The organism is Gemmobacter aquaticus (assembly GCF_007859075.1).
GTDB classification, from domain to species: domain Bacteria; phylum Pseudomonadota; class Alphaproteobacteria; order Rhodobacterales; family Rhodobacteraceae; genus Gemmobacter; species Gemmobacter aquaticus.
On sequence record NZ_VOAK01000021.1, the window covers coordinates 256,123 to 274,757 of the forward strand.

Consider the following 18,635-nt stretch of genomic DNA (forward strand, 5'->3'; position numbering starts at 1 on the left):
GGGCGCGTTGGCGGTCAACGCACGAGGCTGGTCTGCCAGAGGTCCTGCCAATCCTGCCGGCGGTCGATGTCGCTTACCGATCCTGCGGTGTTCCAGACCATCAGTTCGTCCAGATGGGCAGCAATGCCCGATGCCTCATCGGCGGGCAGGCCGATGCGTGGATCAGACGGCAGCTTTCCGTCCACGGTCTGCGGCGCGATCCCCTCTGCGGTCAGCAGATAGTGAATGAACAGCCGCGCAGTGTTCGGTGAAGGAGTTCCCTTGGCAATGACGCCCAGGCCGGGGTAGAGCCAGCCGCTGAAGGGCTCTATTCCCGAACACAGGGCAAGCTTGTAGCCCTTGTCGGCATTGTCGCGGAACTTGGCGGTGGAGAGCATCCCGAAGAAGGGCTGTGCCTGACCGGGGGCGCCGATCGCCTCGGCCACGCCCGAGCTGTCGGCGACCAGCGGGCCGTTCGCCGCAAAGGCCTTGACCCAGGCCGCCGTTGCACTTTCCCCTTCAAAAGGCTTGCCGTAATGCGCGGCATAGGCGGCAGCCATCTCGGCATCGTGACCTTCAGCAAGCTGGTTGAACCAGTCGGCGTAGGCCGGCTTTTCCAGCGGGTCCATCAGGCTGACGCGGCGGTTCCATTCCCGATCAACCAACTGCCAGACATTGGTCACGGGGCAACTGTCATGGACCTCGGAGTTATAGGCCCAGACATGCGGATCGCTGACCACAACCAGCGGATCGCGGGCACCTTCGGCCAGATGCGGGACGATATCTTCGGGAACCCAGCTTTCAACGATACCTTGCGACATCAGATCGGCCACAATCGCGGCCACATCGGATGCAAGTGATACCGAGCCGGTCACCGAGCCCGCCTGGTGTTCCCGGATCAGCAGATCGACCTGCCCCGCCTCGTTCACCTTCTTGCCGGTGACTTGCAAGCCATACTTCGCATTGAACGCCTCGGCCGTGTCCACGATCTTGCCGGTCACCGCATAGACGGTTGTCGGTGGCTCGGTCCGGGCTGCGGCGACCAGCGCATCAAGATCAAGCTCTTGCGCCGGGGCGCCACCTGCCGCCAGCACCAGCGGCATCGCCAGAATTGAACGTCTCATTCTTTCCTCCCTTTGAACCTTCATGCCTGGCGCACGGCGGCCATCCCCGCCGCCGCGCGCGCAAGGGCCTCGTCCGCGCCTGCAAGCCTCTGCCGGTCCTGGCCGAAGACATGCAGCGATGTGGGACGGGCATGCAGCCAGACCTCTTCTCCACCCCTCAGGGCAGGGCTTTCGGTCGTCGTCAGAAAGACCACGCGGCCCTCACAATTCACCTCGATGATCCAGCTGCCGCCTGTGGGCAGGATGCCGGTCACCACTGCCGGATGGCGGAAGCTGCCGGCGGGCACATTGCCCTCGGTCATCGCCACCTGAAGTGCTTCGGGGCGCAGTCCGGCCGAGCCCAGATCGGCCCGCTCGCCCAGCCGGGTACGCAGCCAATCGCGCGCGGCGATGTCCAGCGGGTGATCCGAGCCCAGATCGAGAATGTTGATCGGTGGGCTGCCGACAAACTCGGCCACGAAACGGTTCGCAGGGCGATCGTAGATATCGTTCGGCGTGCCTATCTGCTGCAACGTGCCCTCATTCATCACCGCGATACGGGTGGCCAGCGTCATCGCTTCCCACTGGTCATGGGTGACGAAAACGATGGTGGTGCGGAACTCGGCATGGATGCGCTTCAGCTCGGCCCGCATCTCCAGTCGCAGACGGGCATCGAGGTTCGACAGCGGCTCATCCAGAAGCAGGACGCCGGGATTGACCGCCAGCATCCGCGCCAGAGCCACGCGTTGCTGCTGGCCGCCCGACAGCTGGCTGGGATAGCGGTCGCGGTACTTCTCGATGTCCAGCGCCTTCATCACCTTTGCCACGCGCGCCTCGCGCTCGGCCTTGGGCACCTTGCGCAGCCGCAGGCCAAAGTCGGTGTTCCGCTCGATCGTCAGGTGCGGCCAGAGCGCATAGGACTGGAACACCAACCCCATCCCGCGCTTTTCAGGGCCGAGGAAGCGACCTTTCGCCGGGCAGTCAACCACCTGATCGCCCACGCGGATCTCGCCGCTGGTCAGGCCCTCAAGCCCCGCGATCATGCGCAGCGTCGTGGTCTTTCCGCAGCCCGAGGGGCCCAGCAGGCACATGAACTCGCCGTCGCCGATCTGCAGGTTCAGGTTGTTCACGGCCAAGGGCGATGCACCGCCGTAGGATTTCTGCACATTGCTGAGAGTGATGTCAGGCATCAGGTTCCGAGTCCTTCGGCAAGATTGGTGCGTGTCAGCTTCTGGGCCAGCAGTGTGCCCAGGTAGGCGATCCCCGCGATGATCAGCACCACGGCATTCGCGGCCTGCGTGTAGTTGTAATCGACCAGCCGCAGCGAGAACGTGGTCAGTACGTCCGTCGCCGGCACTGCCAGGATGACAAAGAGGCTGAGCCCCTTGATGCCCGAGATGAAGGGCAACATGATCCCGGTCACAAGCGAGCCCTTCTGGATTGGGATGACCACCGAGGTCATGCGCCGCAGCCAGCCGGCACCCAGGACCTGCGCGGCCTCTTCCGGGTCTTTGCCGAGCTGCATCATCGCCGAGATTCCGGCGCGCGAGGCATAGGGCATCTGATCGGCCATCAGGGCAAGGATGAGGATCGCCGTGGTGCCATACAGTGCCGGAATCGGACCCCGCGCCACCGCAAAGAGCGAGAGATAGGCCGCCGCAAAGGCGATCCCCGGCACCAGATAGGGCATGAAGGTCACTTGCCGCAGAAAGACCGACAGAGGACGATACGGTGTGCGGACCACGACGTAACCCGTCAGGATACCGAGGATGCCCGAACAGATCGACGCCGAGCCCACGATCAGGATCGTATTCGACGCCGCCTGCCACAGATCGGGGCTGAGCAGAACGCCGGTTCGCATCGCCACTGTGGGCAGATCGGTTCCGATCCAGTAGTCCAGTGTGAAGTTCGACAGCTGAAAGCTTCCGGGCCGGCGCATGACGGTCGACAAAAAGAGCGTCATCAAGGGCAGCCCTACGCTGATCAGGAAGATCCCGCCGGCAAACCCCGACGCTGGCAGCCGCCAGCGCTTGAGCCGCGAGGCGCGGTTCATCGAGCCTTTGGAGCCGACCGTTACAAAGCGGCGCGCCTCACGCGCAAGATAGGCGTCGACCAGAATGGCGATCATCCCGATGAGCATGATCGCCCCGGCAAGAACCCCCGCCACGCCAGTCTGGCGCGACCCGATAGAGCGATAGAGCGAGGTCGCCAGCACATCGAAGTTTACCGGCAAGCCGAGAACATAGGGCACACCAAACTCGCCAAGGCATTTCGCAAAGATCAGCACCACCGCTGACATCAGCGCCGGGCGCATCAGCGGCAGGATCACTTGCCGGGCGACCGTCATCCCCGATGCCCCCAGAATGCGCGCCGAGTCCTCCAACTGGCTGTCGAACCGCTTGAGCGCCGACCCGAAGAGCAAGATCACAAAGGGTGTGTAATGCAGGGCAAGGATCACCGTGATCGGGAACTGGCCATAGGCAACCCAGTCGGGCGGCGTCAGACCGATGGCCTCAAGCCAACCCTGCTGACCGCCAATCGTGCGGTTCTTGAACAATGTGGTCCAGGCCAGCGCAAAGGTCCACGCAGGCAGCATGTAAGGCACAATCAGCGCGGTCGCGAACCAGCGCCGCCCTAACATGTCGGTCCGCGCGATCAGCCAGGCCAGAATGCCGCCCACGACCAGAGATATCGAGATCGCGCCCGCCGCCACTTTCAGCGTGTTCATGAGTGGCTGCCAGAACAGGTCTTGCGCCACGGACGAGGTGAAGGTGCGCGTGAGATAATAGAGCGTGAAGCTGCCAAGGTCGTCCTTCACACGGCGCTCGTCGCCAAACTGCACGGTCGCCGCATCACCCAGGATGGAAAGGATCGGCACCACGATCAGATAAAGGAACAAGGCGGCCATCAGAATGCCGATTACTGTCGTCGGCTCTCTCAGCGCCATGCGCAGGCGATAGGCCCGGCTTGCGTGATCACCCGTACCGGGCGACGCCAGATCAGGATGTGACATGGCCGTATCCTGCTGGCATGCATGCCGAAGCGGCATTTGTCGCAATGCAGTGCAAATTGTCCTCCCCACCAGCGGGCGCAGCAGGCCCTCTGGAATTGTTTTGCTTACAAAGGAATCCTCCTTCGAAAGCCTCTCCCTGCCAGCGATACTTCTGTGTGATCGATCATCTGTCAATCATTTTTTGCACACCTGTGCATTGATTGAGAAACGGAACCCTACAGACTTGGAGCTCCCCCCGCGAAGTGGTCCACCGACGGGGATATGATGATCCCAGTTGGTGGAGGTTGCGAAGCTGGCTGGAAAGCGAGAGCAGCCGGGGGACATCGTCTCGAAGCTGCGGCAGGGTCAGGGCAAGTCGGTGCAGTCCGATTATCGATCGCGCAAGGAGTATGGCGGGATGAACCGCGATCAGTTGAACCGACTGAAGGAGCTTGAGGCCGAGAACCAGCGGCTGCGGCGCGCCGTGTCCGATCTGACCTTGGACAAGCTGATCCTGATCGAGGGCGCACGGGGAAACTTCTGAGCCCTTCGCGTCGCAGGCATTGCATCGGCCATGTGCGGCAGACCCTTGGCATAGCTGCTTGAACGCGACGACCCACCGAAGACCACGGTTATGACGCCTTCATCGCAGACAAGGACGTGATCGTGATGGGGCGCGGAAGCTTTGACAGGATCCGCCGCGTCACGCCCTGGCCCTATAACCGTCCGGTTCTGGTCCTTTCAGCAAGCCTCAGTGAAAGCGATCTGCCCAAGAACTTTCAGGCAAGGTGCGCATCAGCGCCAGGTCCCCAGCCGACGCCATGGCGATGCTGCAGGCCGAAGGACGACGCCGGGCCTATGTCGACGGCAGGCAGATCGTTCAGGCATTCCTGCGTGCGGGACTGATTGCCGATATGGTCATCACCCAAGTCCCGGTCCTGCTGGGTACTGGTCGAAGGCTGTTTGGCACCATCCCTTCGGATATCCCGCTGATCCATCAGGCGACCCGCACTTTCCCCTCGGGCCTTGTTCAGTCGAAGTATCGGGTTGGGCCGTGAAGCGGCCAAGGGGGCGCCCAGCCGGAGAGGTCCCTGCGCTGGCGGCCCGTGACATGCTCTCGGACGCGCTGCGCTTGCTGGACACTCAGGGGGTCGAGGGATTCACGATGCGGTCCCTCGCGCACAGCTTGGGCGTAACCCCGATGACGATCTATCATCATTTCGGGGATCGTGATGCCCTGATCGCAGCCATGGCAGATCGCGTCTATGGCGCGGTCACTGAGCCCACCGAGGGCCCGCCCCTACAGCGCGTCGATGCGCTGCTTCGGTCCTACCACGCAACGGTTCAGCTCCATCCGGGGTTGACCTTGCTGATCTTTCGCCACCCCACAGCCTCCCCTGAACAGGCAAGACGGATTACCGAACACTTGACCCGCCTGTTGCTGGCGACCGGGTTGGGCGAACGCCGTACTTCGATCTGGGTCGGTATACTCGTGGACTTCACCCATGGCGCCGCAGTCGCCGCCGCGCTGGCCGGTCGCGCCACCCCGGAACATTCATCGGACGACGCGGAATTCGGCGCGGCGCTCAAGGAACTCCTTGCTGTAATCGGGTAACGCAATCCCACATACGGGCTCTCTATGACGAAAATACCGTAGCGCCGATCGCTCTGGCTTACCGGATGGGGATGACCCGTGGTGCCAGCAGCAAGCTTGCCGACCGGATGGAGGCCAAAGGGCTGGTAACGCGCGCCGAAAGTGCGACAGGCGGGCGCGGCCAGATCCTTTCCGTAACACCATCCGGCCGGCCCCTGGTGCCCGTTCTGGCGCGTCTGGCCAATGCCAATAATGCCGAGCACGCTGATTTAGGCCAGCTCGGCGCGACACTTCACTGCAGACGGCTGGGCGGCATCAATGCGACTGCCCCAGCACCTCGGTATTGGCGACGTCAACGTCTGTCATGGTGCCCCATGGTTAAGACCATGACCGCCCGCTGGCTGGTCAGCACCATGCCCCATTGCCGTGTGATCCATGGTCGAATGATCAATGCCACCGCGCGGATCGATCATGAACTCGATCTCGACCCGGCCCGCATGTTCAAAGACCAGCACGCCCGGCACCATCTGGCCCTCGACCAAGGGCTGGGTCAGCCCCATCAGCATGATGTGATAGCCGCCCGGTTCCAGCATGACGGTGTCAACGGCCGGAACCTCGATGCCGTCGACATGGGACATCGTCGCCACCCCATCGGCATTGACCGTGCTTTGGTGCAGCATGGCACTTTTGGCAACTGGCGTTTCAACCGCGATCAGCCTGTCTGGGCGATCACCTTCGTTGGAAATGCCCATATAGCCTGCGGCAGCCTTTGCTCCAACGGCAGGCTGTGGAATGTTGGGGTGGATGATCTCGATATCGCCCTCCCTCACGCTATGGGCATAAAGCGGCGTGGATATCATCAAGGCAGCCAAGAGGCCAAAGGCACGGGTCATCTGGGGTTCCTTCAGGTTCGTCAGGTGTCACTTCGCGCAGAAAAAGCCTCCTGCGCGGCCAATCTGGAAAAGAGCGTCATCCGGCCCGGTCATGGCGGTCAGCCGGCCCAGACACGGCAGTAAAAGCAGCTTGGGCTGCGCATACGATACGGTTCATGGACTGGTTCTCTGGCCTTGGGCAGCAAGGGCTGCCAGCACGGATCAGCGATAAACGCGATCAGGCCCGAGGGGGCGCGCGCATCCCGAGCGCAGGGTCAAGCACACCCCGGACAGCGCGGCTTTCACGCGGCGCCGCGATGGTTGCGACAACGATCAGATCGGCATCCAGAATGGACGTGCTGATCGAAGGTAAATCGGCGCTACCCACGATCTGACAGGCAGGGCATTTTCCGTGATCGGGCAGGCCATCACCATCGGCATCGCCACACAGATCGCCACCGGCCCGAACATACGCCTGAAGTGCCACATCATCCATAGCAGGAGCGCGATGCGCAAAGCCCGTCGCCACAAGGGCAACGGTCAGAACGGCGAGAAGAAGCATCTGCCGCAATATGGTCGCGGTTGCGCGGATCATTCCGACCACATGCACCAGCTAAATCTTGCGGACAACACCTTTTGGCGGGACGAGATCGACCTGAAGAGGGCCCGCCAACCTTTTGACGGTTGGCAAGCGGCATAGATGTACTTGCGGTAAGGATTATCACACGTCAGATGACGGCAGGTCGCGCCCTTTGTCAGCGGCGCTCCGCTCTATCCTGACCGGCCCTGCATCTATCCGGCGTCGATGATGACGCCGGGCATAGACGCGCAGGCAAAGGTGGGATCAGCCCAGCTTTATCGCGCTCCCGTTCTTGATGGCTTTGATCAAGACGGCATTTGCGACGGCAAGATCCTGAAGCCCGACACCTGTACCATCGAAAAGGGTGATCTCGGTTTCGTCCTGCCGTCCTGGCTGCTGGCCGGCGATGACAGCGCCCAGCGGGGTGATTGCTTCGGGGGAAACCAGGCCCTGCGCGACGGCATGCTGACATTCACCGATGGATACAGCCTGCGCCACCTCATCGGTAAAGAGGCGTGCACGGGCCAGAAGTTCGGGCTCCACCTCCTGCTTGCCTCGGGTATCGGTACCCATGCAGGCGATATGCGTACCCGGACGCACCTGCGCCGACATCAGCACCGGCGCGAAAGAGGACAGGATCGTCACGATCACATCCGCCTCAGCCCCCAGCCTGTCAAGCGTGACGGATTCGAAGGGCACCCCGACTTCCTCTGCCACGGCTGCAAGGCGATCAAGCATCGATGGCTCGCGGTTCCAGGCCACAACCCGACGGAACTTGCGCTGCTCCAGCGCCGCACGCATCTGAAAGGTCGACTGGTGGCCCGCACCGATCATCCCCAGCACTTCGGCATCCGGTCGGGCAAGATGGTGGATCGAGACGGCCGAGGCCGCCGCCGTACGCAGGGCCGTCAGCAGATTGCCCCCGATCACTGCCTTGATTTGTCCGGTATCGGCATCGAACAGAAAGATCGTCGACTGATGGTTCGTCAGCCCCCTTTCGGCATTGCCCGGCCAGAAGCCACCGGATTTTAGGCCAAGCGCCAGCGATTCACGATCAAAGCCGGATTTGAACCCGTAAAGCGCGTCGGCATGACCGATGGCCTCGCGGATCACCGGAAAGTTGCGCGCGGCCCCCCGCGCCATCGAGGCGAAGACAGCCTCGACTGCCTGGAAACTGTCCGCGCGCGTCAGCAGCCCGTCGATGACGGCCTCAGGGACGATATACATCTGGTTCGCTCCACCGGAAAAACTGGGGGCGGCGGGCCGCCCCCGTCAGCCGTTTCAATAGGCACGCCCACGCGCCGAGACCGGCCAGACAACCTCGACCTTGCCACCGCGTACGCCCACGTACCAGTCGTGGACGTTGCAGGTGGGGTCGCAATGACCCGGCACCAGACGCAGCTTGTCGTTCGGCTTCAGAACAGCGCCCGGATCGTCGACCACGCCATGCTCGTCCGAGCATTTGACATACTTTACGTCGGTCCGCCCAAAGACCACGGGCAATCCGCTGTCCACCGACTGCGCCTTGAGCCCGGCATCGACCACGGCCTTGTCGGCCTTGGCGTGGCTCATCACGCTGGTCAGGATGAACAGCGCATTCTGGAACTCGCCCTGATCGATGCGGTTGCCGTCCTTGTCACGGATGCGGCCGTAGTCGGCATCCATGAAGGCATAAGAGCCACATTGCAGCTCGTTATAGACGCCGGAGTTGCTTTCAAAATAGTAAGATCCGGTTCCCCCACCCGACACCAGCTGCGGCTTCAGTCCCACAGCCTCCAGCCCCGTGACGGCCGCCTTCACCATCGCGATGGCCGCATCCAGCTTGGCGCGACGCTCCTCGTACTGCTCCATGTGCTGCATCGCCCCCTGATAGGCCTGCAGCCCCTTGAAGTTGAGGCCGGGTGCCCCGTCGATCGCTTGCGCAATCTGCACCACTGCCTCGGTGGTCGTCACGCCACAGCGGCCTGCACCACAGTCAATCTCGACAAAGCAGTCCAGTGTCGTACCGTGACGTTGCGCGGCTTCGGACAGTTCTGGCACGTTGGTCAGGTCATCGACGCAGACGATGACGCTGGCGCCCAGTTTCGGAAGGCGGGCCAGCCGGTCGATCTTGGCCGGATCTCGCACCTCGTTTGACACGAGAATGTCCTTTATGCCGCCTCGGGCGAATACCTCGGCCTCGGACACCTTCTGGCAGCAGACACCGATGGCATTGCCGATGCGCATCTGCAGCTTGGCCACATCCACCGATTTGTGCATCTTGCCATGCACGCGCAACCGCATGCCATGGCTGCGGGCATAGTCGCCCATCTTGCGGATGTTCGCCTCCAGCGCATCAAGGTCGAGGATCAGGCAAGGGGTCTGGATATCCTGCTCGCGCATTCCGGGCAGCGCCGGAACATCGAAGCCAACCTCCAGATCGGTCAGTCTGGTTTCCATGTTCATCTTTTATCTCCCCTTACATCCAAGGCAGTTTTTTCAGATCGACGTTGCCGCCAGTGATGATGATGCCGACGCGCTGGCCCGCAAACAGCTCTGGGTTCTTCAGAACGGCGGCCAGCGGAACCGCGCTGGATGGCTCCATCACAATCTTCAGGCGCTTCCAGATGAGCTCCATCGCCGCGATGATCTCTGCCTCGGACACCGTAAGGATATCGGCCACATGGTTGCGCACGAAGTGCCAGGTAAGGTCTTTCAGCGGTACCTTCAGCCCGTCGGCGATCGTCTCGGGCGCGTCATCGGCGATGATGTAACCAGCCTTGAGGCTACGCGCCGCGTCATCGGCCTGTTCCGGCTCGCCCGCATACATGCGCACCCTCGGCGCGATCTGCGACAGCGTGAGGCAGGTGCCCGACACCATGCCACCACCACCGATGGGCGCGATCACCGCATCCAGACCTTCAACCTGATCCGCAAGCTCGAGCGCGCAGGTGCCCTGCCCGGCGATCACGCGCCGGTCGTTGTAGGGGTGCACGAACTCCGCGCCGGTCTCGGCCACAACCTCCGCAAACACCGCTTCGCGTGATGAGGTCGAGGGTTCGCATTCCACGACACGGCCGCCGTAACCCATGACGGCGTCCTTTTTCGCCTGCGGGGCCGTCCGCGGCATCACCACGGTGCAGGGAATGCCACGCCGCCCCGCCGCATAAGAAAGGCACGTGCCATGGTTGCCGCTGGAATGGGTCGCCACACCCCGCGCGGCCTGATCATCGCTCAAGCCAAAGACCGCATTCGACGCGCCACGCGCCTTGAAGGCACCGGCCTTCTGCAGGTTCTCGCATTTGAAGAACAACTCGGCTCCCGCCATCTCGTTCAGCATGCGTGACGTCAGGACCGGCGTGCGGTGGATATGCATGGCGATCCGGTCACGGGCAGCCAGAACATCTGCGAATGTCGGGATGTCGGGCGGCGTCTCGTCCTTCATCTTGTCCTCCTCAGGTCATGTGTCGCGGCGATCAGGCCGCCCGTTGCAAAGTCCGCTCCGCCGTTGCGCGGTAGATTTCCTGTGCCGCGGCCACGCCACTGCCCAGACGAATGGGCAGCCCAAGATCGGCCATGCACATCTCCAGAACCGAAAGCCCGGACAGCGCCATCAAGTCGCTCATCTGCCCAAGATGGCCAAAGCGGAACACCTTGCCCGCCAACTCTCCAAGACCGGTCCCGAAGGCCGTGTCATAGACGCGGGCCGCGCGGGTGACGATTTCGGTCGCGTTGAATCCGGCAGGTGTGCGGATCGCGCTGACGGTCTGCGAGTAGAGGTCTGGCGACTGCGCGCAGAGACTGAGCCCCCATGCCGAGGCCGCAGCCCGAACACCGCTCGCAATGCGGGTGTGGCGGGCAAACACCGCATCCAGCCCCTCGGCCAGAAGGGCGTCCGAGGCAAGCTTCAGCCCATGGATAAGCCCAACCGGAGGCGTGTAGGGATAGAGCCCGGCAGCGTTGGTCTTTGCCATGTCCCGGATATCAAAGAAGCAACGCGGCAGACGCGCGCTTTCCGTCGCAGCCATGGCACGGGGTGAAAAGGCCACGATCGCAAGACCCGGTGGCAGCATGAAGCCCTTTTGCGAGCCGGTGACCGCAATGTCGATCCCCCATTCGTCAAAGCGGAAGTCCATCGAGCCGATGGAACTGACCCCGTCGACGAGCAGCAGCGCCGGATGACCTGCGGCATCGAGTGCGCGGCGGACGGCGGCAATGTCAGAGACGACGCCTGTGGCGGTCTCGTTATGGGTGGCCAGAACGGCCTTGATCCGGTGAGATTTGTCGGCGGTCAGGATCGCCTCGTAGCGATCCGCAGGCAGGCCTGCCCCCCATGGTGCCTCGACGATTTCGACATCGAGACCATGGCGCTGGCACAGATCAATCCAGCGATGGCTGAACATGCCGTGACGCGCGGCCAGCACCTGGTCGCCCGGCGACAGCGTGTTGCTGATCGCGACCTCCCAACCACCTGTCCCGGTGGAGGGAAACAGGAACACCTCAGACGTGGCAGCCTTGAGAACGGCCCGAACCCCTGCCATCGCAGGTGCCAGCATCTCGGCAAAGGCGCTGGACCGGTGGTCAAGCGTCGGAATATCCACCGCCCGGCGCAAGTACTCGGGCATATTGGTAGGTCCGGGGATGAAGACGGGGTTCTGCATGGTTGCTCCTCCTCGATCAGCCATTGGGGGCAACGTAGCAGTCGTTCTGATCGATGGATATTTTTTTGAAAAATATTTTCATCAGACGATAAATGCTATTTACTATATATATTTCAATGCGTTGGATTTTTCATTAGGTGAACATGTTTTTCGCAAATACAATGAAGGTGCTTCGCTACGATTGGAATCTTCCCGGATGTCCCAGCCTCCTGCCCGTCGCGGCCGCCCCAAGGCCATGTTTCCCGTAGAGGGCCAGAGCACTATTCAGGCACTCGACCGTGCACTGGAAGTGATCCAGTTGCTGGCCACGCGGGACGGCATGACCCTGAGTGCGATCGCCGCAGCACTTGACCAGTCCGTCGCCACCATGCACCGCGTTCTGGCGACGCTCGAGGCTCGGGATTTCGTCGAACTGTCGGTTGACCGGCATGAATGGCACATCGGCCCAGGCACCTTCCGCGCCGGATCAGCCTTCCTTCGTCGCACCAATGTCGTCGAACGTGCGCGGCCGGAGATGCATGCCCTGATGGCTGAAAGTGGCGAGACGTCCAATCTTGGCGTTGAGTGGAAGGGGCAGGTGTTGTTTCTGGGTCAGGTGGAGACGCACGAGATGATCCGCGCCTTCTTCCCGCCGGGAACGGTCTCTGCCAAACACGCCTCGGGAATAGGTAAGGCGCTCCTCAGCCGCTATGATCCCGGACGGCTGCAGTCCTTTCTTTCAAACGGCCCGCTGGAGCGGTTCACCGCCCGCACCGTCACCGAACCCGGAGCACTTCTTGCGCAGCTTCAGCGAGCAAGAGACGAGGGGTATGCGGTGGACGACGAGGAGCGCACGCTTGGCATGCGCTGTGTTGCGGCACCGATCCTCAACATTCATGGCGAGGCGATTGCCGGCATTTCGGTCTCTGGGCCGACGCAACGGATGACAGATGACCGGATCGCCGCGATCGGATCGATGGTGCGCAAGGCCGCCACGCGGATCGGCAAGCAGATAGGGGCAGCTCCATCGCCGGAGTGAGATCTGCAGCACCGGACGAGTTGTTTGTAACCTGCCGGTTGTTACGCCGGTGACTGTTGCTTGATACGGGCGACGCGTTCTGCGTCATCGACGAAGTCATCAAGGGTGCAGGCATGGGTAACGGTTGCCATCAGGCGGCCTCGGGTAACGTTGCAGGACGCAGGGACCAGTTCTAGGGCAGCAGGTCATCAAGGCGGTTGATCTTGTGGTTGTTGATGCGGGCCAGGATGTCTGCGGGGTAGGCCTGCGGATCGAGGCCATTCAGTTTGGCCGTTTCGATGATGGTCATCGCGCGGGCCAGCGTTTCGGCACCGGTGTCCGCCCCGGCAAAGAGCCAGTTCCTCCTTCCGATGCCAATTGGGCGCAGGGCGCGCTCGGCTGGATTGTTGTCGATGGCCACCCGACCGTCAGACAGGAACAGGCTGAAGGCGACCTTTCGGCTGAGTTCGTAACGGAAGGCCTGCCCCCATCGAGTGTTCCAGGTTGAATGTTAGCGCATGTTTGTATTTATCCAGCGGAATCTGCACAGATTAAGCCGCTAAAGCGAATGCCTCAGCAGGGGTTTTCATGTCCAGCGCCTGATGCGGGCGTCGGTTGTTGTAGAAGCTGATCCAGTCGCCGATGGCGCGCGTCGCGTGCTGGATGCTATCGAAGCGCTGGCGATGGATGCATTGCTCTTTCATTGTCTGGATCACGCGTTCGACCATGCCGTTCTTCTGCGGACAGTGGGGCGTGATGAACTCCTGCTTCAAGCCGTAGCTTCGAACCAGCGCGGTATAGCGCCGCGAGGTGAACTCGGTGCCGTAGCATGATGGGAATCACGCGCCGTTGAGGGTTATGGGCGCCTGCGCAGCCTCCAAGATTGCGCTGCGGGCGGCCATAACCGGGTTTCGGATCTCTATGGTGGTTTTGCGAACCACACCACGGAGGAGACTGGCTATGGCCAAGGTTGAGCATACTTCGGATGCCCGCGTTCTGGTAGGCATCGACATTTCCAAACACCGGCACGAGGTGCTGATCGCCGTGCCCGGCAAGTCGCGTCGGCGCCGGAGGACGGTGCTGAACACCGCCGAGGATTATCACCGTCTGATCGCTGCTTTGCTTGAATATGGCCTACCGGTCACGATCGGCTTCGCGGGCCAAGCCATGGGCTTGGCGGCAACTATCACCAGGCGCTGATGTTCGCCCTCGGGGCCGCGGGATTCGATCTCAAGCTCGTGTCGTCCGTCGCTCTCGCCCGCCCGCGGGAAGCGCTGCACAACAGCTGGGACAAGAACGATCCCAAGGATGCGCAGGTCATTCTGCACATGCTGGAGATCGGTGCGGTCCAGGTCTTTCACGACCCGCTGGTCGCCGGCACTTGCGACATCCAGGAACTGTCGAAGACCTACGAGATGGTCGCGCGGTCGAAGACGGAACTGTGGCATCGTATCTTGACCCATTACCTGCCACTGTATTTTCCCGAGGCGGACCGGTTCCATCGCAGTTCTCGAGGAGACTGGTTCTTGGCGTTCCTTGAGGCCTTTCCGTCTCCTCACATGATCACCGCCATGGACAAGGACGCCTTCATAGAGTCCGCTTGGCCAGTGATTGGCCGCCGCGTCGGCAAGGCGGCGCTATTGGCGGATCTCTACGAGACATCCAAGACTTCCCTAGGTTTGCCCGTCGCGCCAGACTCCGATGCAATCCGGATGTTCCGCCTCGTTTTGGCACAGGGACGCAGCCTTGTTCAGCAGCGCAACGCCATCGAGGATCGTTCAGCAGAGCTGCTGGCCGACCATCCGGATTATCAGCTGCTGCGCACGATACCCGGGATGGGGCCTGCCAATGCGCTGACCATTCTGGCCGAGACTGGCGATCTGCGCCGATTCCACCATCACCGTCAGTTTCTGAAGTTTTGTGGCATGGATCTGGCCACCGTCCAGTCCGGCGCGTTCCGCAGTCGAAGCAAGATCTCCAAATATGGCAATGCCCGCCTGCGTCGCACACTCTGGGCTGGCCAGTCAGGCGGCCGTGTTGAAGCCCTCCAACAGCTTCCGCGACAAGTTCGAGCGCTACATCGCGCAGGATCGCCACAACCCGGATTTGCGCCGCAAGGCCGACACTGCCATCGCAGCCAAGATGGCCCGCACCATTCATGCCGTGATCAAGTCCGGCGAACCCTATCGCCCCTTCTTCGAGGGGGTGAGCCCAGGCGGAAGGACCTCTCTCACACCTGGCCGTGGAGGCGCATGACGCGACCTCGTAGATAATGTTCGCCATCGTCGGGGGAACGATCCCCCGGATCGTTCCCTGATCCTCCTCTGTCCGCTTGGGATTTTGGATCTCGTCTTAAGGACGGTGAGGGCGGCAACCAGGCCGACCCTGTATTTGCTATGGAAGAGACCACTTCTTGACGGCGGAGCCCGTCTGGGCAACTATTCCAAAGGCATCCAGTCGCTCGGATGCACAGTGATCTGATGCCTCAAACGGCAAATCGTTCCCGACATAGGACGTTGTCTTAGCGTATGTGCTCGGGAACACCGCGCAGGATGAACAGATCGGACAGCACGTCGATGACGTCGGTCGATCGGAGCCTCCTGTCGATCCGGATTGCCAGGCACTCCCGGCTGAACTCGTCGATGAGGTTGAGCATGCGGAACTTCCTTCCATCGTGGATCCGGCTTTCAACGAAGTCGTAAGACCAGACGTGGTTCGGGCGCTCGGGCTGCAGACGGATGCAGGACCCATCATTCAGCCAGAGCCGGCCCTTCTTAGGTTGCTTTGCAGGCACCTTCAGCCCCTCCCGCCGCCAGATCCGCTCGACCCGCTTCACATTCACCGCCCAACCGGCCTCGCGTAGAAGAGCCGTAATCCGGCGGTAGCCGTAGCGACCAAACTGGCTGGCGAGCGCGATGATGTCCGCGGTGAGAGCCTGCTCGTCGGCCCGGCCCTGCGGCATCTTCCGCTGTGTCGAGCGATGCTGCCCGAGCACGCGACAGGCGAGGCGTTCCGAGATCCGGAACCGCTGCCTGACATGCTCGATGCAAGCACGGCGGCGGGCGGGGCTCAGAAGTTTCCCGATGCTGCCTCCCGCAGTATGAGCTTCTCTAGCGTCAGGTCGGAGACGGCCTTCCGAAGCCGCTCGTTCTCCTTCTCGAGCTCCTTCAGCCGCTTCACCTGGTCGGTCTTCAGCCCGCCGAACTCCTTGCGCCACCGATAGTAAGTGAACTGCGTCACGCCGATCGAGCGCACGGCTTCGGCCACAGACTGGCCTTGCGATACCAACACGTCGACCTGCCGCAGCTTGGCGAGGATCTCCTCAGGCTTGTGCTTCTTCTGGGGCATTCCCGCATCCTCCAAATGGCTCAAAAGCCATACCTCACGGAGGACCACTTTTCAGGGGGCAGACCAGAACGACGAGAGAAATTATACGCAACCGGTTGCGCCTGAAGAAAGCCGTTCCGCGCCGCCGACGTCTTCAGCAGCCCGCCAGGACATCGGCTGTGCAAGATGGCTTTCCAGTTCGGCTGCCATAACGCTGGCCGTTTCGTGCAGCGCGGCGATGAAACGACGGATAGGGGCCTGGCGCGTGCTGCGCACCGGGGACCACAGCGCAAGCTGATAGGGCAGCGCGACCGAGAAGCGCCGGAACACCACTGGCCCGCCGCACTGGCTGGCCGCAGTCAGCGGGTTGATGATCGCGATGCCCAACCCAGCGGCCACCATGGCACAGACACTGGCGGCGGTAGTGGTCTCCCCAGCATAGGTGCGCGTCACATCGGCCTCGTGGAACACGGCATCCAGTTTGTGTCTGTAGGGGTCATTCTGATTAAAGAAGATATTTGGCTGGCCCGCGAAATCCTCGGGCCTTAGCACGGCCCGCGCTGTGAGCGGATGCCCCTGCGGCAGGGCGCAAACCATGTTGCCCGTCACGATCACTTCGCTGCCCGCCGCGTCGGGGTCGAGCAGGTTTTCGGCCAGACAAAGGTCGAAGACCTGCGTGGTCATCTCATGCCGCAGCGCGCTTTCCTCTTGCGAGTGGATTGAGAAATTGATGGCCGGGCGCTGGCCCTGCACGCGCTGGATCACGCGCGGAATTATGGAATCGGCATGGGCAGGAATGCAGGCTACGCGAAAACTTGCCGCGTTGCGGCTGCGGATCGCAGCGGCGGCGCGGCTGATTTCGTCCAGACCGATGAAGGAACGCAGCACCACATCATGCAGCATCAGCGCCTGTTCGGTTGGGGTCAGCCTCCTGCCGAAACGCAGGAAGAGGTCGAAGCCTAGGCGGTTTTCGATTTCACGCAGTTCGCGGCTGAGCGTGGGCTGCGAACTGCCCAGCCGGGCGGCCGCGGCGGTGATACTCTTGTTCTGCATGACCGCATGGAACACCTCGATCTGGCGCTGGTTCAGCTTCATTCTTGGTTCCCCCCGCATCTTATCATATCAAGGGTGAATGAACGACGCCAAGTAAGTATTTCAATTGCATGAAAGACGACTGTTAGCCTTGGCCCCGCAACCATGCCAGAGGCCGCCATGACTGTTTTCGCCCCGCCCCCCCAGATGATCCCCGATAGCTGGCTGACGCGCCGGGAGGGCACGGTTTATGCCGAGGAGGTGCCGCTGGCAGTCGTGGCCGGCGCAATTGGTACTCCTTTCTATGCCTATTCGGCGTTGGCGCTGCGCTCCAACTACGCGGCGCTGGAACAGGTGCTGTCACCGCTTGGCGTCTCGATCTGCTTTGCGGTCAAGGCCAACAGTAATGTGAATGTGCTGGCCGAGTTTGCCGCGCTCGGCTGCGGCATGGATATCGTCTCGGGCGGAGAAATGGCGCGCGCGCTGGCCGCTGGCACACCGCCGGGGCGCATCATCTTCTCGGGCGTGGGCAAGACCAGGCCTGAGATCACCGCTGCGCTGCGGGCCGGGCTGCATCAGATCAATGTTGAAAGCGCGGCTGAGCTGGAGGCCGTGGCCGCCGCCGCGCGGGATCTGGGCCTGCGCGCACCGGTGGTGCTGCGGGTAAACCCGGATGTGGATGCGAAGACCCATGCCAAGATCACTACCGCGCGCAGGGACAGCAAATTCGGCATCGCGGCGACCGACGTGCCCGGGCTCTACGCCGCCGGCGCGACCCGGCCGGAACTGGAGATGCTGGGGCTGGCGGTCCATATCGGCTCGCAAGTGCTGGACCTCGCGCCCTTCCGTCAGGCCTGGGCGGCGCTGGCGCAGATGGTGCGCGGGCTGCGCGCGGCTGGGCACAGCGTCGCGCGGCTGGATCTGGGCGGCGGGCTGGGCATTGGCGACGCAGACCATCCGGGACCGGATCTGGTCGGCTATGCACGCGCAATTCGAGAGACGGTCGGGGATCTGGATCTGGCACTGACGGTAGAGCCGGGGCGCTGGCTCTGTGGCAGGGCTGGAGCATTGGTGACGGAGGTCGTTTACCTGAAGCCCGGCGCGCATGGCGATCTAGCCATTGTCGATGCGGCGATGAACGATCTGATGCGCCCGGCCCTTTATGAAGCGCGCCATCCGGTGCTGACGCTGCACCCGCCACGCGGTGCGGTGGACGCGCAACCCTGCCGTCTGGTCGGACCGATCTGCGAAAGCTCGGACGATTTTGGCAGCTATCAGGGGCTGGGCAGGCTGGCGCCCGCCGATCTGCTCGCTTTCACGCATGCCGGGGCCTATGGCGCCACCATGTCCTCTACCTATAACTCGCGCGACCTGATCCCAGAGGTGCTGGTCATGGGGGAGCGGTTCCGGGTAATCCGGGCACGAGCGGGGATCGAGACGGCGCTGCGGCTAGAGACGCCCGGCGCCTGGCAGAGCATTGGCGAGGGCAGTCTTTCGGTTTGATTTGGCGGCGGGCGCA

Annotated in this window: 15 protein-coding genes and 5 pseudogenes; 7 read left to right on the top strand and 13 right to left on the bottom strand. The window is 62.4% G+C overall.

Annotation, left to right across the window (positions count from 1 at the left end; genetic code table 11):
• Window positions 1–14 precede the first annotated feature (14 nt).
• From FQU74_RS12915 to FQU74_RS12925, 3 genes are read right to left on the bottom strand one after another with little or no spacing between them, the layout of a single operon-like run.
• Window positions 15–1,103, bottom strand: coding sequence for an ABC transporter substrate-binding protein (locus tag FQU74_RS12915; protein ID WP_146286881.1), 1,089 nt, complete (start codon window positions 1,101–1,103; stop codon window positions 15–17).
• Window positions 1,104–1,123: 20 nt separating this feature from the next.
• Complete coding sequence (locus FQU74_RS12920) at window positions 1,124–2,272, bottom strand: ABC transporter ATP-binding protein (RefSeq protein WP_146286882.1); 1,149 nt, start codon at window positions 2,270–2,272, stop codon at window positions 1,124–1,126.
• Window positions 2,272–4,095 carry an ABC transporter permease gene (locus FQU74_RS12925; protein ID WP_146286883.1) on the bottom strand — a complete coding sequence of 608 codons (1,824 nt, stop codon included), beginning with the start codon at window positions 4,093–4,095 and terminating at the stop codon, window positions 2,272–2,274. Before FQU74_RS12925 ends, FQU74_RS12920 begins: the two co-directional genes overlap by 1 nt.
• Window positions 4,096–4,387: 292 nt before the next feature.
• On the opposite strand from FQU74_RS12925, the pseudogene FQU74_RS12930 reads away from it, so the two are divergent.
• From FQU74_RS12930 to FQU74_RS19790, 4 genes and pseudogenes are all read left to right on the top strand, one after another.
• Window positions 4,388–4,674, top strand: a pseudogene (locus FQU74_RS12930) (IS3 family transposase); the annotation flags it as partial.
• Between the two features lie 188 nt (window positions 4,675–4,862).
• Complete coding sequence (locus FQU74_RS19635) at window positions 4,863–5,132, top strand: dihydrofolate reductase family protein (protein WP_229704386.1); 270 nt, start codon at window positions 4,863–4,865, stop codon at window positions 5,130–5,132.
• A gap of 53 nt (window positions 5,133–5,185) precedes the next feature.
• Complete coding sequence (locus FQU74_RS12940; RefSeq protein ID WP_268236786.1) at window positions 5,186–5,689, top strand: TetR/AcrR family transcriptional regulator; 504 nt, start codon at window positions 5,186–5,188, stop codon at window positions 5,687–5,689.
• 11 nt (window positions 5,690–5,700) lie between these two features.
• Window positions 5,701–5,835 (top strand): annotated as a pseudogene (locus FQU74_RS19790) (MarR family transcriptional regulator); the annotation flags it as partial.
• Between the two features lie 195 nt (window positions 5,836–6,030).
• Here FQU74_RS19790 and FQU74_RS12945 read toward each other — a convergent pair.
• The 6 genes from FQU74_RS12945 to bhcA form a co-directional block, all read right to left on the bottom strand.
• On the bottom strand, window positions 6,031–6,561 hold the full coding sequence (locus tag FQU74_RS12945; protein WP_146286886.1) for a copper chaperone PCu(A)C: 531 nt from the start codon (window positions 6,559–6,561) through the stop codon (window positions 6,031–6,033).
• Window positions 6,562–6,778: 217 nt separating this feature from the next.
• Entirely contained in the window at window positions 6,779–7,135 is a 357-nt protein-coding gene (locus FQU74_RS12950; RefSeq protein WP_146286887.1) for a hypothetical protein, read from the bottom strand.
• Window positions 7,136–7,384: 249 nt separating this feature from the next.
• Window positions 7,385–8,347 (bottom strand): iminosuccinate reductase BhcD, encoded by a 963-nt coding sequence (bhcD, locus tag FQU74_RS12955; RefSeq protein ID WP_146286888.1) that lies wholly within the window; start codon window positions 8,345–8,347, stop codon window positions 7,385–7,387.
• Window positions 8,348–8,401: 54 nt separating this feature from the next.
• Window positions 8,402–9,565, bottom strand: coding sequence for a 3-hydroxy-D-aspartate aldolase BhcC (bhcC, locus tag FQU74_RS12960; protein ID WP_146286889.1), 1,164 nt, complete (start codon window positions 9,563–9,565; stop codon window positions 8,402–8,404).
• A 13-nt stretch (window positions 9,566–9,578) separates the two neighbouring features.
• Complete coding sequence (gene bhcB, locus FQU74_RS12965; protein ID WP_146286890.1) at window positions 9,579–10,544, bottom strand: beta-hydroxyaspartate dehydratase BhcB; 966 nt, start codon at window positions 10,542–10,544, stop codon at window positions 9,579–9,581.
• Between the two features lie 31 nt (window positions 10,545–10,575).
• Complete coding sequence (gene bhcA / locus FQU74_RS12970; protein ID WP_229704388.1) at window positions 10,576–11,760, bottom strand: L-aspartate--glyoxylate aminotransferase BhcA; 1,185 nt, start codon at window positions 11,758–11,760, stop codon at window positions 10,576–10,578.
• A gap of 196 nt (window positions 11,761–11,956) precedes the next feature.
• Between bhcA and bhcR the strand changes: the two genes are divergently transcribed.
• Window positions 11,957–12,778, top strand: a complete 822-nt coding sequence (gene bhcR / locus FQU74_RS12975; RefSeq protein WP_146286892.1) for an HTH-type transcriptional regulator BhcR — start codon at window positions 11,957–11,959, stop codon at window positions 12,776–12,778.
• Window positions 12,779–12,950: 172 nt separating this feature from the next.
• Here the strand turns inward: bhcR and FQU74_RS12980 are convergent.
• Together FQU74_RS12980 and FQU74_RS12985 are read right to left on the bottom strand one after the other, a co-directional pair.
• Window positions 12,951–13,241: pseudogene (locus FQU74_RS12980) on the bottom strand (IS66 family transposase); the annotation flags it as partial.
• Between the two features lie 67 nt (window positions 13,242–13,308).
• Window positions 13,309–13,530: an integrase core domain-containing protein gene (locus FQU74_RS12985; RefSeq protein WP_206665029.1), complete on the bottom strand. Its 222-nt coding sequence runs from the start codon at window positions 13,528–13,530 to the stop codon at window positions 13,309–13,311.
• Between the two features lie 187 nt (window positions 13,531–13,717).
• Here FQU74_RS12985 and FQU74_RS12990 point away from each other — a divergent pair.
• Window positions 13,718–15,013 (top strand): annotated as a pseudogene (locus FQU74_RS12990) (IS110 family RNA-guided transposase).
• A 268-nt stretch (window positions 15,014–15,281) separates the two neighbouring features.
• On the opposite strand, the pseudogene FQU74_RS12995 reads toward FQU74_RS12990, so the two are convergent.
• Together FQU74_RS12995 and FQU74_RS13000 are read right to left on the bottom strand one after the other, a co-directional pair.
• A pseudogene (locus tag FQU74_RS12995) lies at window positions 15,282–16,105 on the bottom strand (IS3 family transposase); the annotation flags it as partial.
• Window positions 16,106–16,186: 81 nt separating this feature from the next.
• The gene (locus FQU74_RS13000) at window positions 16,187–17,179 is read right to left on the bottom strand and encodes a LysR family transcriptional regulator (protein ID WP_146286893.1); all 993 of its coding nucleotides are present in this window, start codon (window positions 17,177–17,179) and stop codon (window positions 16,187–16,189) included.
• 117 nt (window positions 17,180–17,296) lie between these two features.
• Between FQU74_RS13000 and lysA the strand changes: the two genes are divergently transcribed.
• Window positions 17,297–18,619: a diaminopimelate decarboxylase gene (gene lysA, locus FQU74_RS13005; RefSeq protein WP_146286894.1), complete on the top strand. Its 1,323-nt coding sequence runs from the start codon at window positions 17,297–17,299 to the stop codon at window positions 18,617–18,619.
• The last annotated feature ends 16 nt before the right edge of the window (window positions 18,620–18,635 follow it).